The sequence below is a fragment of the Caballeronia sp. LZ062 genome, assembly GCF_031450785.1.
Classification (GTDB): domain Bacteria; phylum Pseudomonadota; class Gammaproteobacteria; order Burkholderiales; family Burkholderiaceae; genus Caballeronia.
This window is the reverse complement of sequence record NZ_JARTWB010000002.1, coordinates 1,445,578-1,458,956: the sequence shown is the minus strand read 5'-3', so window position 1 is coordinate 1,458,956 and position 13,379 is coordinate 1,445,578. Positions and strand designations below refer to the sequence as shown.

The 13,379-nt window shown below is 63.7% G+C and carries 18 protein-coding genes and 1 tRNA gene; 8 read left to right on the top strand and 11 right to left on the bottom strand.

The window, feature by feature from the left end; genetic code table 11:
- Nucleotides 1–257: 257 nt before the first annotated feature.
- The 3 genes from P9239_RS12965 to P9239_RS12955 all read right to left on the bottom strand — a co-directional run bounded on the left by P9239_RS12965 (nucleotide 258) and on the right by P9239_RS12955 (nucleotide 1,542).
- A complete protein-coding gene (locus P9239_RS12965) occupies nucleotides 258–563 on the bottom strand; it encodes a hypothetical protein (RefSeq protein ID WP_309751410.1) in 306 nt (101 codons plus the stop codon).
- A gap of 125 nt (nucleotides 564–688) precedes the next feature.
- Nucleotides 689–1,063, bottom strand: coding sequence for a hypothetical protein (locus P9239_RS12960; protein WP_309751408.1), 375 nt, complete (start codon nucleotides 1,061–1,063; stop codon nucleotides 689–691).
- A 203-nt stretch (nucleotides 1,064–1,266) separates the two neighbouring features.
- On the bottom strand, nucleotides 1,267–1,542 hold the full coding sequence (locus P9239_RS12955) for a hypothetical protein (protein ID WP_309751406.1): 276 nt from the start codon (nucleotides 1,540–1,542) through the stop codon (nucleotides 1,267–1,269).
- A 215-nt stretch (nucleotides 1,543–1,757) separates the two neighbouring features.
- Here P9239_RS12955 and P9239_RS12950 point away from each other — a divergent pair, with 215 nt between their 5' ends.
- Both P9239_RS12950 and P9239_RS12945 read left to right on the top strand, forming a co-directional pair.
- Entirely contained in the window at nucleotides 1,758–2,339 is a 582-nt protein-coding gene (locus tag P9239_RS12950; RefSeq protein WP_309751404.1) for a hypothetical protein, read from the top strand.
- A gap of 455 nt (nucleotides 2,340–2,794) precedes the next feature.
- Entirely contained in the window at nucleotides 2,795–3,346 is a 552-nt protein-coding gene (locus P9239_RS12945) for a DUF2968 domain-containing protein (RefSeq protein ID WP_309751403.1), read from the top strand.
- 52 nt (nucleotides 3,347–3,398) lie between these two features.
- On the opposite strand, the gene P9239_RS12940 is transcribed toward P9239_RS12945, so the two are convergent.
- Nucleotides 3,399–3,635, bottom strand: coding sequence for a hypothetical protein (locus tag P9239_RS12940; protein WP_309751401.1), 237 nt, complete (start codon nucleotides 3,633–3,635; stop codon nucleotides 3,399–3,401).
- 128 nt (nucleotides 3,636–3,763) lie between these two features.
- On the opposite strand from P9239_RS12940, the gene P9239_RS12935 reads away from it, so the two are divergent.
- Nucleotides 3,764–4,009, top strand: coding sequence for a hypothetical protein (locus P9239_RS12935; RefSeq protein ID WP_309751399.1), 246 nt, complete (start codon nucleotides 3,764–3,766; stop codon nucleotides 4,007–4,009).
- Nucleotides 4,010–4,043: 34 nt separating this feature from the next.
- On the opposite strand, the gene P9239_RS12930 is transcribed toward P9239_RS12935, so the two are convergent.
- Nucleotides 4,044–4,553, bottom strand: a complete 510-nt coding sequence (locus P9239_RS12930; RefSeq protein ID WP_309751397.1) for a PRC-barrel domain-containing protein — start codon at nucleotides 4,551–4,553, stop codon at nucleotides 4,044–4,046.
- Nucleotides 4,554–4,721: 168 nt separating this feature from the next.
- Between P9239_RS12930 and P9239_RS12925 the strand changes: the two genes are divergently transcribed.
- The gene (locus P9239_RS12925; protein ID WP_309751395.1) at nucleotides 4,722–5,414 is read left to right on the top strand and encodes a ribonuclease HI family protein; all 693 of its coding nucleotides are present in this window, start codon (nucleotides 4,722–4,724) and stop codon (nucleotides 5,412–5,414) included.
- 3 nt (nucleotides 5,415–5,417) lie between these two features.
- On the opposite strand, the gene P9239_RS12920 is transcribed toward P9239_RS12925, so the two are convergent.
- Nucleotides 5,418–6,161: an SDR family oxidoreductase gene (locus P9239_RS12920; protein ID WP_309751393.1), complete on the bottom strand. Its 744-nt coding sequence runs from the start codon at nucleotides 6,159–6,161 to the stop codon at nucleotides 5,418–5,420.
- 232 nt (nucleotides 6,162–6,393) lie between these two features.
- Here P9239_RS12920 and P9239_RS12915 point away from each other — a divergent pair, with 232 nt between their 5' ends.
- The 4 genes from P9239_RS12915 (at nucleotide 6,394) to P9239_RS12900 (ending at nucleotide 10,144) form a co-directional block, all read left to right on the top strand.
- A complete protein-coding gene (locus P9239_RS12915; RefSeq protein WP_309751391.1) occupies nucleotides 6,394–7,584 on the top strand; it encodes a porin in 1,191 nt (396 codons plus the stop codon).
- A gap of 47 nt (nucleotides 7,585–7,631) precedes the next feature.
- Complete coding sequence (locus P9239_RS12910; protein ID WP_309751389.1) at nucleotides 7,632–8,258, top strand: LysE family translocator; 627 nt, start codon at nucleotides 7,632–7,634, stop codon at nucleotides 8,256–8,258.
- 223 nt (nucleotides 8,259–8,481) lie between these two features.
- Nucleotides 8,482–10,011, top strand: coding sequence for an oligopeptide:H+ symporter (locus P9239_RS12905; RefSeq protein ID WP_309751387.1), 1,530 nt, complete (start codon nucleotides 8,482–8,484; stop codon nucleotides 10,009–10,011).
- A gap of 56 nt (nucleotides 10,012–10,067) precedes the next feature.
- A tRNA-Met gene (locus P9239_RS12900) sits at nucleotides 10,068–10,144 on the top strand.
- A 585-nt stretch (nucleotides 10,145–10,729) separates the two neighbouring features.
- Here the strand turns inward: P9239_RS12900 and P9239_RS12895 are convergent.
- The 5 genes from P9239_RS12895 to P9239_RS12875 all read right to left on the bottom strand — a co-directional run bounded on the left by P9239_RS12895 (nucleotide 10,730) and on the right by P9239_RS12875 (nucleotide 13,315).
- Complete coding sequence (locus P9239_RS12895; protein ID WP_309751385.1) at nucleotides 10,730–11,164, bottom strand: diguanylate cyclase domain-containing protein; 435 nt, start codon at nucleotides 11,162–11,164, stop codon at nucleotides 10,730–10,732.
- Nucleotides 11,165–11,444: 280 nt separating this feature from the next.
- The gene (gene rpsU / locus P9239_RS12890; RefSeq protein ID WP_006999077.1) at nucleotides 11,445–11,657 is read right to left on the bottom strand and encodes a 30S ribosomal protein S21; all 213 of its coding nucleotides are present in this window, start codon (nucleotides 11,655–11,657) and stop codon (nucleotides 11,445–11,447) included.
- Between the two features lie 175 nt (nucleotides 11,658–11,832).
- Nucleotides 11,833–12,165: a 2Fe-2S iron-sulfur cluster-binding protein gene (locus P9239_RS12885; RefSeq protein WP_309751355.1), complete on the bottom strand. Its 333-nt coding sequence runs from the start codon at nucleotides 12,163–12,165 to the stop codon at nucleotides 11,833–11,835.
- Nucleotides 12,162–12,755 (bottom strand): YigZ family protein, encoded by a 594-nt coding sequence (locus P9239_RS12880; RefSeq protein ID WP_309751354.1) that lies wholly within the window; start codon nucleotides 12,753–12,755, stop codon nucleotides 12,162–12,164. The genes P9239_RS12885 and P9239_RS12880 overlap by 4 nt, the downstream gene beginning before the upstream one ends.
- 32 nt (nucleotides 12,756–12,787) lie before the next feature.
- On the bottom strand, nucleotides 12,788–13,315 hold the full coding sequence (locus tag P9239_RS12875) for an N-acetyltransferase family protein (RefSeq protein ID WP_309751352.1): 528 nt from the start codon (nucleotides 13,313–13,315) through the stop codon (nucleotides 12,788–12,790).
- Nucleotides 13,316–13,379: the final 64 nt, after the last annotated feature.

Here is a 13,379-nt window from a genome sequence, read left to right as displayed (position 1 = left end):
CAGCATGTCATTGCTGGTCGCGGGCTTTTTCATTTGCGCGCAAGGGTGTGAAGAGACGGCGGCGCGAAAGAGGGCGTCGCAAGAGGAGCGCGTATCCGCAGAACCGCGCCTCTGATAATGCGCGATACAGCGCGCACATGGCAGGGCGAAGTGATTGCGAACCGCCTCCTGCGACAGGGCGTCAGAATAGCCCGGTGCGGCGCTTCGAGGAATCGGACGATTCGCGTTTTCTTATCGCAGCGCGCTTCGGCGAAAGATCAGAGACGGTTCCGCTTGGGCTGACGACGTGCGAATTGGGCGATCGGATCGTCGGCGAAAGCGGCAATCGGGTCCTTGTCGAACGGGGAGTTGCTCAGCGACTCATGTCTCGGCTGCGGAGGCGCATGCGTGACCGTGGGGCTCGCCACCGCGTTCGCCTTTTCGCTTGCGTGCGGAATCGTCTGCGCGCGCGTGACATTCCCGCCCCCAAGCCATTCTTCGGTGTACTTTGCGAAGGCGGGCGTGGTCAGCGTCAGGAACGCGAAGGAGAGCGGAATTGCAAAGCGGGCCATTCTTACGAGCATGAGATTCTTCTTGTCTTGAGTTCTTGAGCGCGAGATGCAAAGGTCAGGCGGCGAGGCTGTGAACGTCTCACGCGCCTCGCCACTGCGGCGTCGCGCCTTACCGATGCAAGGGACGAGAGCGTCGCTCAGTGCGCGATGACCAATTGTTCCGGCTGGGGCGTTTCGGCGTCGAAATGCAGCGCCGAATTGGCCGCCTGTTCCTGCACGAGGAATTCGCGCGCGGCCTGCACGCCGCGATCGTACGACGCCCGCGCGGTGTGCTCTTCCAGCGCTGAAATCAGCGGAATTTGTTCCTCGGCGACCGAGTGCAGAAGGCTGAGAATGTCGCGGCGCATGGACTCGGGATACGACGAGAAATGTTCGAAGCCGCCAGGCGCGGCCACGATGTTGACGAGCGACGTCAACAGGCGCGCGCGGTTCAGGCAATGCTCTTTGATGTGCATGGAATGCGACATCGTTGCGCGGCCGTTTGCGTCGACGGAAATGTGCAGGTCTTTCATGGATGAGCCTCGGTGAATAGGACAATGCGGCATTTAATCGGGTGGCCCAACAAAATGCAGCAGGACTTTTCCTATTCGCGCCGTCGGCAACGATCCTTTACGTTTTCCGTCGATGTGTCAGAGATTCGGCTTTGATTGCGAGACGCGCGATGCCGCGCCGGACCTCCACCCGGCACGGCATCGCGGCCTCGTCAGGCGCCAACTTACTGCTTCATCGTTCCGGTCGACTTGGAACCATGCGCCGGCGCTTGCGACGTATCCGGCGACATGCCTTGCTCGCGCTTTTGCATCAGCGTGCCGCTGCCGGACGTTCCCGACGGTGCGCCGCCCTGCGAGGCATCGTTCGAGCCACCGGGCGACGCGCTTTGTTCCTGCGTCTGCGGGCGTTGATTCATCTGATCGCGCGTCATTTCCTGCGCGAAAGGGGCGGTGCTGGCAAGCGCGAGAACGGCGCCTGCAATCGCTGCGGTCGCTTTCATGGCTGTCTCCTGGTATCGGGCGCGAGTTGCGCCGCTGCACACGATGTAGCATCGGCTATGCCGTGCTCTCCAGACGAAATGCCGCTTGTGTCTCAAAACAGACTACGATAAATACGCGCGCACCGAATCGGTTGCCGATTCATTACAATTCGCGCTCCAAACGAACTTGAGCCGCCCGGATTCGATTCAATGGGCCCAATGCAACGGAGTGTTTCATGTCGATCACACTGAACGATTTATTGGCATGGAGCGAGAGCCTGCCGAATCGCAATAGCGACGAAGCGAAAATGCTCGATGCACTCATCGAGAAACGCCAAGCAGAACTGAGATCGGGCATTGCCGATCTGATTGCGTCCGTCAGTCAGCGAGAAAACTGGAAGCTGCATCGCTGTGCGGCAACGGCGCGTCGCGTCGAACAAACTTCTGCCGCGCATCTGGAAGCCGTATATGAATATTTTCTGGATCGCAATGAAGGGCGCTTACATTTCGAAGCGCCCGAGATTCTCGCCGATTCGTCCGTCGACGGGCAAGCAGGTCCGGAGCGGCTGCTGACGCCGGCGCTCCCGAACGGCGAGGCGGTCTACACGAGCGTGCGCCTGACGCCCGGCGAGCCCATCGTCGACCTTTATGGACGGATGCGAAACCTCGAAACGCGGCTCGCCGATACACCCGGCATTCCGTGCGGCATTCAGGGTATTCGAATCATGAGGATGGTAGCGCTGATGTCGAAAGCCCGTTCCGCGCAACTCGCCCATCTAAGACTGAGCGGTTTACAGGCGGTCTATCGCCATATGTAAATATTTGTGGTGCGCGAAGCAAATGATCCCGGCGAAGCAGAATTCGCCCATTTGACGCGCCGCGCGTTTCGATCGCTTCACCGCCGCGATTGCATCTAAAAATCGCTCGCCTATACTCAAATTCGTCAGCCGAAATTTCGCTCGATACGGATAGCCGCTCCTTCGGCATGCAGAATAATCGAAGCGGGAATTCAAGAAAACGATTGCGAATAACGCGGCGCTGACTCGTTTCGGAAACAGGCGTAGCCGTAAATCAATATGGAGGCATCGTGAAAAGCCTGCTGAGCAGACGGGGTACATTGCTGGAAAACGCGCCGTCGTTTCTTCTCCGCCAGAAGGCGAATGCTCCGGTTCGCTTCGCTGCCCAAAACAAACCCGACGAGCAGGAATCCTCAGAGGATTCCGAGCCCCGCACGACTGCGGCGCCCGCGACGCGCGTCACGCCGCTGCGTCCAATGAGCGCGTCGACGCAATCCGCCGCAAACGCTTTGCAGGCGGCGCAGATCGCGGAAGTGGAGTGGCTGATCCAGCAATCCGCGCTCGCCGTTTTCCGTACTTTTCAGAGTTTCGCGTATAGTGCGAGCCTGCTTTTCTATCCGCGCGATCTCACTTACTATGCCGTGCTTTACCACGAAGACGCGGTATGGCGCGTGCTGAAAGCAGGTGATGTCGATGCGGCAGAACCCGCGTTCCGCCATTTCGTCGAGCAGGCGGCGCGGCTCGCCGAAGCCGAGTTGCGGCGCGCGCACTTGCAGGCGCAGAACGAGCAGTTCGCACGGCTGATTGCCGAGTCCGAGGCGCAGGTGGAGCGGTCCCGCGTCGATCTGCAACGCGGCAGTGCGCAGGACCAGGAAGTGGCCCTCAGGCAGGAGGTGCGCAAGGATCTCGCGCAACTGGAGTCGCGTCGCGTCGCCGCGCAGGCGCAACTGAACAAGTTGCAACGACAAATGCACCAGCTCACCGCGACCAGCAACGAAAACGTGCCGCATCTGCCATCGGCGCGTTGAGGACGAAGGGCGGGGCGGATGCCGAGGTGACTTGGCGCCGTCGGATCGTTCGTCAGTCGTCCCTCGGGTCCTGCTTGTCGGCGTATGGGACGCGAGTCTGCGAAATGTAGCTGCTGAGCCCGCGGCCGGCGCGGGCGCGCTGTTTGATTTGCTCGACGTGTGCGCGCCCGGATTGGCGATAGTTGTAGAGATACGTCCGCCCGTCCGCGAAGCGCACGCGAATGCCATCGCGCAGGATCTCGAACGCCGACACGCCGGAATTTCCTGCGACGTTTCGATAGGTCTGCATCAACGTTTCTCCGCACGCTCCTGCCGCTGGGGCGGGCGGCAAAATTTTTAACATAGCCGGTACTAAAGATTGTCCGGTCCCGGCCGATATCGTTGTCATATACCAGCGGCCGGGGCCAGAAGGGTGTCATGGATAAAGAACAACTGCCGTTTCTCGATTCGGATGATCCGCACTTCCAGCACGCACGCGCGCTGAGCCTGTCCGTCGGCGCGATTCGTCGCGCGCAGGGCAAGTGCAGTCCGAACGACTTTCCGGTCGGCTCGCTCGAATGGCATTTCGCCGTCGAAGAGTTCGCGACCGATGTCCTTCGCGTCCTCATGGGCGACGACGCACAAGACGTCGACGTGCCGCTCGGCGAGCGCCCGCTCGACTGATCTCCGCTGCACGGGCGCGTGCGGCGCCCGTTTGCTACAGCTTTACGCCGCCCGCTTCCGGGGCGTCGACGCCGCCGGGCGGAATCGCGCCGGTCGCGCTGACGTCGCTCGTCGCCGGGGCGTTCGACCAGTACGGCTCGCGGCCGTAGTGCTGGTGCACCGAGGTGGCCCAGACGGGATCGGCCATGGACGGCCACGCGTCCTTGCCGAACCCCGGCGAATTGCGCACCTGATCGGCCGTCGCGGCGAGGCGAAAACACCGGTTGTCGGTGTCGAGCGTCAGCGCGCTCCACGGCACGGCCAGCAGCTTGTCGCCGATGCCGAGAAACCCGCCGCTCGACAACACCGCATACGCCACGCGGCCGCTCGTCACATCCAGCATGATTTCCTTGAGCGAGCCGACGTCGTGTCCGTCGCTGCTCAGCACCGAATTGCCATCCAGCGTGCTTGCCGCCATGACGTCGGGGCCCGGGCCCGCAGCCGTCGCGGCACCCTTGCCGATGATGTTCGCGCCACCGGAAGATGACTCCATCGGTCGGTTCATGATCTGCTCCTTGATGGTTACAGGCGTCTGCTGGCTGACTGATCGGCAGACTGCGCATGAGTGCCTGATTTGTTCTTCTTGTCGGGGCGCTTGGGGTCGAGCAAGACCCGTACCCGTGAGCGGACGTGCTTCTGCTAAGCTGCGGGCTCGTTCATCCCGCACGCCGCCATGATCGAATTCGATGAATTGCTCGCTGTCGCGTACAAGAAGGAACGCATGCAAAGCCGCCGGCTCGTGAGGAGCGCGGCGTTTTCCGAGCATGCGGCGCTGGTTAGAACGCTGGAGAAAGCGGCGGGCGGGCAGTCCCTGCGGGAATTGGTCGATGCACGGCGCGCCGCGCACGCGAGAGCCGCCGATGCCGAGCGCGTGCGCAAGCTCCAGCGTGCGAACCGGCCGGCGCAGCGCCCGCCGTCGGAGCCTCGTGCGGAGCACCCGCACGCGTGGATCGGCTGGTTCGACGGCTCCGCGCTGCCGAATCCGGGGCGCATCGGCATCGGCGCGGTCCTCAAAAGCCCCAACGGCGCAACGCTCGAGATCACCGCGAGCGCCGGACACGGCGACAGCAGCGCCGCCGAGTATCTCGCCCTCACTGCGCTTCTCGAGGCAGCGCAGCGCGAAGGCGCTTCCAGTCTGACGGTTCATGGCGACAGCCGCGTCGTCATCGACGACGTTCACGCGGCCGATGGCGCCTGCATCCGCGCGCTCGCGCACCACGCGGCGCGGGTGCGCGAGCTGATCGCGCAAATCGGCGAGGTCCGGCTGCAATGGATTCCGCGCGCCCGCAATGCGCACGCCGACCGGCTCTCCCGCCAGGCGCTCGCCGTGGCGGCGGCGCCGGACTGCGCGGTATCGGCGGCCTGAGGGTCAGCCGAGTTCGCGGATATCCGCAGTCGGCGCGCTGCCGAATGCGTCGCTCAGCACATAATCGACGAGCTTGCGTGCCGACTGCTCCGGCGTCGCGAGTTGACCTTCGCGCTTGAGCGCGTCGAAACGCTCGCGCAACGGGAAGCGGTCCAGCCCGGTGCCGCGAATTTCGGCCTGCATGTCCGTATCGACGACGCCCGGCGCGACGCTGCAGATTCGCAAGCCGCCGTTATCGTCGAGCGCGACGGCCCGCGCGTGATGATCGAGCGCGGCCTTCGTCGCGCAGTAAATGCTCCAACCGGGATATGCGTTGCGCGCCGCGCCGCTGGAGATGTGGACGACGCGCCGGTCCGCCGCGTCCGCGCTCGCGGCGGCGAAGGCCGCGGTCAGCATCAGCGGAGCCGCGACGTTCACGCTCACGGCGCGCGCAACCGCACTCGCGTCCTGATGCGCCAGCGGCCCGACCGGCGCGAGCATCCCCGCATTGTTGACGAGCAGCACCCGGTCCGCGCCGGCGATAAATCGGCCGAGCGCGCCGTCGGCGAGCCACGCGTCGAGCGCGGGCAGATCGGCGAGATCGAGTTCGACTTCGTGCAGGCGGCCGGAACAGCTCGCCGCGAGCCCGGCGTTGCGTTTGCGCGAGATCGCGAGAATGTCGGCGCCGCGCGAAAGCAGCGCGTCGGCCAGCGCTGCACCGAGGCCGCGCGTGTGGCCGGTGACGATGGCGAGAGTCTTCTGTGACATGGGAAGGTCCGGGAGCGAAGGAGTCGGTGTGGTCCGATTCTAGCGGCAGGCGCCGCGCGACGCGTGCCGCGCCTCAATAGCGCCGAATTCGTCACTTGGGAAGGGGCTGGCGCGCATCCGCCGATATTCGTTGGTATTGGGTCACACACGCGCGCCGGCCGCTTTTTTAACTGACAAGATGGCCAGCAGAATCGACAATCGTCAGCCGCGAAATCGAATCTGGAGTCTCCCTATGTCCGTCCGTCCAACCGCACTCAAGCTCGCGCCGTCCGCCGCCGATGCCACGCACCTGGCCACGCACGCCGCCACGCACAGAGCTGCCCGGCCGAACGTCGCGGCGGCGCTCGCGGCGTGCATCGCCTTTATCGGCGTGCCGGGCGCGGCGTGGGCGCAAAGCTCCGTGCAGCTGTACGGCGAACTCGATGCCGGCGTCGCGTATGTCAGCAATGTCGGCGGCCATTCGCAGTACCGGCTGACGACCGGCACCATCGACGGCAGTTACTGGGGTCTGCAAGGCAGCGAGGACCTCGGCGGCGGCGCGCGGGCCATCTTCCGGCTCGAACGCGGCTATGCGGTGTCGACGGGGCAAGGCCTCAACGATCATCCGATGTACGTCGGCCTCGGCACCGACGAACTCGGCACGATCACGCTCGGCCGCCAGTACGACTCCATCCATGACTATTTCGCCCCCTTCACGCTGACGGGCGGCATGGGCGGCACGGCGTTCGCGCACGTGCTCGACAACGACAACGCGAACAACTCGTTCCTCGCGGCGAATTCCGTGAAATACACGAGCGCGACGTACGGCGGCTTCAGCTTCGGCGGCCTCTACGCGTTTTCGAACGAGGCGGGCGGGTTCGCCGACAATCGCGCGTACAGCTTCGGCGCGAACTATACGTTGGGCTCGTTCAGCGCGGGCGCGGCCTATCTGCATAACAACGGACGCGGTAACACGACGGGCGGCGCCTACGACGCCCTCGCGCTGCCCGGCAACGCGGCAGGCGCGGTGATCGCGGCCAATGTGCAGCGGCAAAACACGTTCGGTGTCGCGATGAGCTACGGCATCGGCGATTTTCAGCTTGCCGGCGCGTTCTCCCGCTCGATCAGCAGCGGCGCGAGCGCCGCCGATACCGGCGATGCGCTGCCATCGCTCGCGCTCAACAACTACGAAATCAACGGCATCTACAAGCTGACGCCCGCCATCGTGCTCGCGGGCATGTATGTGTACACCAACGGCGGCGGCGCGCACTGGCACGAAGGCGCGTTGCAGGTCGATTATCTGCTGGGCAAGCGGACCGACGTGTACGTCGAATCCATCTACCAGCGCGCCTCGTCGGACGCGCCGGCGATCATCAACACGAACGATCCGTCGAGCGGCCGCAATCAGTTGATGCTCACGACGGGCATTCGCCACCGCTTCTGAGCCTGGTGATTTGGCGATATTCTGGTCGCTTGCCTAGAAGGTGTCCCATGTCCATTCAGACTTTTGCGGTGTTCGTGCCCGCGTGCTTCGCCATCAATATGGCGTTCGGCCCCAACAACATGCTTTCGCTGTCGAACGGCGCGCGACAAGGCGTGCGGGCGTCGGTGCTCGCGTCGTTCGGGCGGCTCGCCGCGTTCGCCGTGATGATTGCGATTGCCGGGCTCGGACTGGGCGCGTTGCTGCTCGCCTCGCAGACGCTCTTCACAGCGATCAAGCTCGTGGGTGCCGCTTATCTCGTGTGGATCGGCATCAAGCTGATTCGCTCGGGACCGCAATTCGTGACGGGCGAGTCGGGCGCGGCGCCTGCCGGACTCGCGCAGCTGACGAAGCAGGAGTTTTTCGTCGCGGCCGGCAATCCGAAGGCGATTCTCGTTTTCACCGCTTTCTTTCCGCAATTCGTCGACCGCAGCGCCTATGCGACGAGCTTCGCTTTGCTCGGCGCCATTTTTCTGTTGTTCGAATTGATCGCGATCGTGATCTACGCGGCGCTCGGCGCGCGGCTCCGGTCGCTTTCGCGCGGCGCGCGCGGCTTCACGTGGTTCAATCGCGTGAGCGGGGCGCTGATGATCGGCTTCGGCGTGATGCTCGCTCTTGTGCGGCGTCCGGCGGCCTGACACGCGCGCGTCTTTTGCACTTTCCTGTGGCCGCACTCGTGCGCGAAACGGCTCGCGCTTTGATTCGGAATAAGTCGTTGCGGCTTATGCACGCCTTGTCGACCGTCGATAAGCGATAATCACGTGCTTTTCGCACAGTCGCCGTCCTTTTTAGGACGAGTTCGTTTCAATCTCTACCCGTTTCAGAAAGCGCTGTATCGCTTTTGTGGTTGAAGGATTTTCCATGAATAATCAATCGCCCGCCACGTCGCAGACGCGCGCGTTTGCGACCGTCTTCCTGATCGAAATGTGGGAGCGTTTCGGTTATTACGGCATGGCCGCGCTGCTCGTGCTGTTTATGATCGACAAAGCCGGTTTCGCCGACGACTACGCTAATCTCACGTGGGGCGCATTTTCCGCGCTCGTTTTCTCGGCGCCGTCGATTGGCGGCTGGATCGGCGACAAGATCCTCGGCGCGCGGCGCACGATGGCATTCGGCTCGCTCGTGCTGTCGCTCGGTTACTTCATGCTGGCGCTTCCCTGCGATGCGCTCGGCTTCATGTATGCGTCGCTCGGCGTGATCGTGGTGGGCAACGGGCTTTTCAAATCGAACGCGGCGAATCTCGTACGGCGCATTTACGAAGGCGATGACGCCCGAATCGACAGCGCATTCACGATCTATTACATGGCGGTGAATATCGGGTCGACATTCTCGATGCTCGCGACGCCGTGGATCAAAGACCATTGGGGCTGGCATGCGGCGTTCGCCGTGTGCTGCGGCGGCATGTTGCTCGGTATGCTGAATTTCGCGATCATGCGCCGCACGCTCGCGCATGTCGGCTCGGCGCCGGACGAGCAGCCGATCCGCTGGGGCCGCTTGCTCGCGGTCGCGGCGGGCGGCGCGGCATTCGCGGCGGCGACAGTGTTCATCCTTCAGCACCAGACGGTGGCCAGAGGCTGCGTCTGGGCCGCCGCGCTTGGCATTCTGGCGATCTTCGGCTACATGCTCGCCCGATGCGATCGCAGCGAGCGCGCGGGCCTTCTGGCGGCGCTGATTCTGACGCTGCAGGTCATCCTGTTCTTCGTCTTTTATCAGCAGATGTCGACGTCGCTCACGCTCTTCGCGCTGCGCAATGTCGATCCCGCGTTTTCGATTGCAGGCGTGCGGCTCTTCTCGTGGAGCGCGGCGCAGTTTCAGGCGCTCAACCCGATCTGGATCATGATTCTGAGTCCGGTCCTTGCCGTCGGATACGCGGGGCTCGCACGCCGCGGCCGCGATGTCTCGGTGGCGGCGAAATACGCGCTCGGTTTCGTGGTGGTGGCGGTGGGCTTCTTCGTGTTCGGCGTGAGCGGACGCTACGCGGTGGAGGGGCGTGTGTCGTCGTGGTTCATGGTGGCGGGCTACGGCCTCTATTCGCTCGGCGAACTGCTGGTTTCCGGACTCGGCCTCGCGATGATCGCGCGCTACGTGCCGGCGCGCATGAGCGGCTTCATGATGGGCGCGTACTTCGTGGCGACAGGGGTGTCGCAATATCTCGGCACGGTCGTGGCGAACTATGCGCGCGTGCCGCCCGGCCATCTCGATCCGATGCAGTCCTTGCCGCTGTACACGCATCTTTTCGTGTCGCTCGGCTGGCTGGCCACAGGCGGCGCGGTGATCGCGCTGGTGCTGTTGCCGCTGCTGGGCAAGCTGTCGCGGGCGCATCATCGCGCGGCGAGGGCGGGTGCGAAGGTGGATGATGCCGAGCGGATGCAGCCGGTTTCGGTATCGTAAGCAAAAACAATGTTTGACTGCGCGAAGCGGTACGGTCTATAATCTTTTTCTTCAGACGCGGGGTGGAGCAGTCTGGCAGCTCGTCGGGCTCATAACCCGAAGGTCGTAGGTTCAAATCCTACCCCCGCAACCACATTCAGTTGCACATTCCCGGCGGTTGACGCTATTAGCCGCTCGGGAATGTCGCAGAAGCTAGCGTAATAAGCCCATCACATTTGACTACGGTGATGACCCGAACAGGGTGGCGATAGTTCGCCGGATTCCTCCTGATTGTCCAGCTAGCACCTCCTTCAGTTCAGCGGTTCTCCGACGCACGCGCTGCGCACTCTTCGCGTAGTGTTCGTTACCTATTCTCCTGTTTGCCAAGCTTCGTTGTAACGCCTCGCGTGCGCTTGAACCGCTCGATGAGCGCGGGAGCCATGCCAAGTTCGGCGATGGCCTGACTCAGTTGTCCATTTCCGTCGTGAGCGCGTCGAATTGCGCCTTCGCGTGCTTGGCTGCGCCGCGGTCGCTGTCGTCTATCAGCAAGCGATGCAGCGCCGCTCCGGCACGTGAGTGCATGTCGCAGAAGAGCGGCGCGATGGCTCGCTAGGCGTCGGAGGTACCGCGCTGCTATCGCGTTAGCCATGACGTCTGGTGCGGGCTGACTGAGGTCACTGCCGAGCGCACAAACGTCGCAGACACTCTTCGTGCCGCAAGCACCGTCGAATCGCTCGGCCTAGGTGCCTGCGCCATGCCACCCGCGCGCTAACCGCACGGAGTGACTGTTCGGTGCGGCCTGACGCGCTCTGCATATCGTCGGTTGCTCGAAGGCAGCGCTGATTTCGGACGCAATTTCCAACCTGTTCTTTGCACGCAAAACACTGGCCGTCAAAATCCATTTTGTCAGCGTCATGGCCAAGCTGACGACGGGGAAAGCAGCGCAGTACCCACAGCGCAGCTGCAAAGCGCCTAGCAGTCGAGTTTCAACGCATTTGTCGACAAAACTGGCCACGCCCGCGTTCCAAAGCTCACGCTCTTCGCCGTCGATCGCCTGCAATCGCTGCGCGATGCGCACGAGGATGTCGTCGCCCGTGGGATGACCGAACGTGTCGTTGACTTGCTTGAAGCGATCGAGGTCGACCATGACGATGGCACATCGCTTCGCCGTCACCGCAAAAAGTCACCCCCTACTTCCCCGGCGCAGCGCACGAGCCCAATCCCAAACACGAAAAGCCTGCATGAGCATTCACTCATGCAGGCTTTCTGCGAATCTCTCGGCTGCTGGCCGACCGGGCGCACGCGCTAGACGTGCTATCCGCGAGCTTTCGCGCCTGGCGTGCTTACCGCCAATTCAGCGAAACCGCGACCCGTTCGACCTCGACCGTCCGACCGAACACGCTATACCAGCAGACGCGGGCATCGAACCCAGCGTCGATGGCCGCGCGCATCGATCAATAAAACTTCTTCGGCAGTTGCGCGCGGCGGATCTGCTTGCGAAGACGGGCGACAGCAGCAGCTTTCTTGCGCTTGCGCTCGGTCGTCGGCTTTTCGTATGCCATGCGCGACTTGAGTTCTTGAATCAGGCCCGTGCGTTCGACGGTACGGCGAAAACGTCGCATGGCGACGTCGAAAGGCTCGTTCTCTTTCAACAGTACTTTAGTCATTGAAATCTCGGTTGATCTGGCCCTGCCAGAATTTGGGGCAAAGCGCAATTGTACACTTTTTGAGCGGCGCGCTGCATCCTCTTTGCACTGGGATTCATGCGACACGGCTCGGGACTCACATCGTAGGTCGTTGAATCGAGACGACAAATCCTGACTAACCCGGCCTCGTTTTCGCTCAGAAGCCGCGAGAGCGGCGCGGACTGGCTTCCGGCTCGCGTGGCGCCGCCTCCGGTTGATGGATCTTCACGTCGGAGCGCGCGAGGGCCACGCACGGCAGAATCCAGCCGTCGGCTTTTTCTTCGGCCGTGAGCCCCGGCCACTCGACGCGATAACCCACCTCGCCGGACGTCAACCGGCACATGCAGGTCCGGCAGGTTCCGTTGCGGCACGAGCGGGGCAGCGAGAGTCCCGCGCGCCACGCCGCTTCGAGCAGCGTCGCGCCCGGCTGAACGTCGACGGTATCGCCGGCCGGCTCGACCGTCATCCTGTAAGCGCGCGGTTCGCTCACGTGCGCACCTCCACGTTCGCGCGACCGTGCGTGAGATCGCGCAATTCGGCGGTCGCCGGTCCGCGTGCGGCGGCGGCCATGCGCACGACGAGCCGCACCGTCATTCCGTACACGCTGTCGACAAGCTCGGCTTCGTGCTGTTCGATCCAGCGGCGCACGCGCGCTTCGTCGGCGTAGTCGATCTCGATGCCGAGCAGGCCACGCTCGATGCGCTCCACGCGCTCGGCCGACTGCATCGCGGTGGCGATCGCGTCGGTGTACGCGCGCACGAGTCCGCCCGCGCCCAACTTGATGCCGCCGTAGTAGCGCACGACCGCCGCGAGCACGCCGTCCACTTCGTGATGGCGCAGCACTTCCAGAATTGGACGCCCCGCCGTGCCGGAAGGTTCGCCGTCGTCGGACATGCCCGACTGGCCGCCCGCGAGCAATGCCCAGCACACGTGCGTGGCTGCCGGATGCTCGGCGCGCAGGCGTTCGAGTTCGTGCATGGCGGCGTCGCGGTCGGGTACCGGGATCGCGAGCGCGATGAAGCGGCTCTTGCGCACGTCGATTTCGGCGCTGACGGAGGAGGCGAGCGTGTAAGTGGGCAAGGCAGGCAGCGTCTACAAAAACAAAGAGAAAATCAGGCGGCGGTGCGCAGCGCGCGCTGCATGAGCACGGTATCTACCCATCGGCCGAACTTGAAGCCGACGTCGCGCAGCACGCCGACATGCTCGAAGCCGAGCCGCGCATGGAGGGCGATGGACCCGGCGTTGCCACTGTCGCCGATCACCGCGATCATCTGCCGCCACGGGCCGCGCTCGCATCGCTCGACGAGCGCCGAAAGCAGCGCGAGTCCGATGCCGCGTCCGCCGGAGCCGTCGGCGACATAAACGGAATCTTCGATCGTATGGCGATACGCCGAGCGCGTGCGGTACACCGAAGCATACGCGTAGCCCGCGACCTCGCCGTTCAGTTCCGCCACGAGATAGGGCAAGCCCGCCGCCGAAATCGCGGCGTGGCGCGCGCGCATGTCGTCGACCGTGGGCGGCGTTTCCTCGAAGGTCGCGAGCGCCTGAAGCACGTAGTGCGAATAAATGCGCACAATGGCGTCGAAGTCGCCGGGAACTGCGTCGCGGATGAAAGGCGCTGGCGCGCGGCTCGATGTCATGGCGGTTTCCGGTGGGCGGCGGTGGGAAGCGCGCGCGCTTCGAAGCGGGAATTCTCGCACGCCG

What these genes read in the sequence shown, in the direction of transcription:
- P9239_RS12965 (WP_309751410.1), bottom strand. Translation starts at nt 563, where the DNA reads ATGCTCGTAAGAATGGCCCGCTTTGCAATTCCGCTCTCCTTCGCGTTC.
- P9239_RS12960 (WP_309751408.1), bottom strand. Translation starts at nt 1,063, where the DNA reads ATGAAAGACCTGCACATTTCCGTCGACGCAAACGGCCGCGCAACGATG.
- P9239_RS12955 (WP_309751406.1), bottom strand. Translation starts at nt 1,542, where the DNA reads ATGAAAGCGACCGCAGCGATTGCAGGCGCCGTTCTCGCGCTTGCCAGC.
- P9239_RS12950 (WP_309751404.1), top strand. Translation starts at nt 1,758, where the DNA reads ATGTCGATCACACTGAACGATTTATTGGCATGGAGCGAGAGCCTGCCG.
- P9239_RS12945 (WP_309751403.1), top strand. Translation starts at nt 2,795, where the DNA reads ATGAGCGCGTCGACGCAATCCGCCGCAAACGCTTTGCAGGCGGCGCAG.
- P9239_RS12940 (WP_309751401.1), bottom strand. Translation starts at nt 3,635, where the DNA reads ATGCAGACCTATCGAAACGTCGCAGGAAATTCCGGCGTGTCGGCGTTC.
- P9239_RS12935 (WP_309751399.1), top strand. Translation starts at nt 3,764, where the DNA reads ATGGATAAAGAACAACTGCCGTTTCTCGATTCGGATGATCCGCACTTC.
- P9239_RS12930 (WP_309751397.1), bottom strand. Translation starts at nt 4,553, where the DNA reads ATGAACCGACCGATGGAGTCATCTTCCGGTGGCGCGAACATCATCGGC.
- P9239_RS12925 (WP_309751395.1), top strand. Translation starts at nt 4,722, where the DNA reads ATGATCGAATTCGATGAATTGCTCGCTGTCGCGTACAAGAAGGAACGC.
- P9239_RS12920 (WP_309751393.1), bottom strand. Translation starts at nt 6,161, where the DNA reads ATGTCACAGAAGACTCTCGCCATCGTCACCGGCCACACGCGCGGCCTC.
- P9239_RS12915 (WP_309751391.1), top strand. Translation starts at nt 6,394, where the DNA reads ATGTCCGTCCGTCCAACCGCACTCAAGCTCGCGCCGTCCGCCGCCGAT.
- P9239_RS12910 (WP_309751389.1), top strand. Translation starts at nt 7,632, where the DNA reads ATGTCCATTCAGACTTTTGCGGTGTTCGTGCCCGCGTGCTTCGCCATC.
- P9239_RS12905 (WP_309751387.1), top strand. Translation starts at nt 8,482, where the DNA reads ATGAATAATCAATCGCCCGCCACGTCGCAGACGCGCGCGTTTGCGACC.
- rpsU (WP_006999077.1), bottom strand. Translation starts at nt 11,657, where the DNA reads ATGACTAAAGTACTGTTGAAAGAGAACGAGCCTTTCGACGTCGCCATG.
- P9239_RS12875 (WP_309751352.1), bottom strand. Translation starts at nt 13,315, where the DNA reads ATGACATCGAGCCGCGCGCCAGCGCCTTTCATCCGCGACGCAGTTCCC.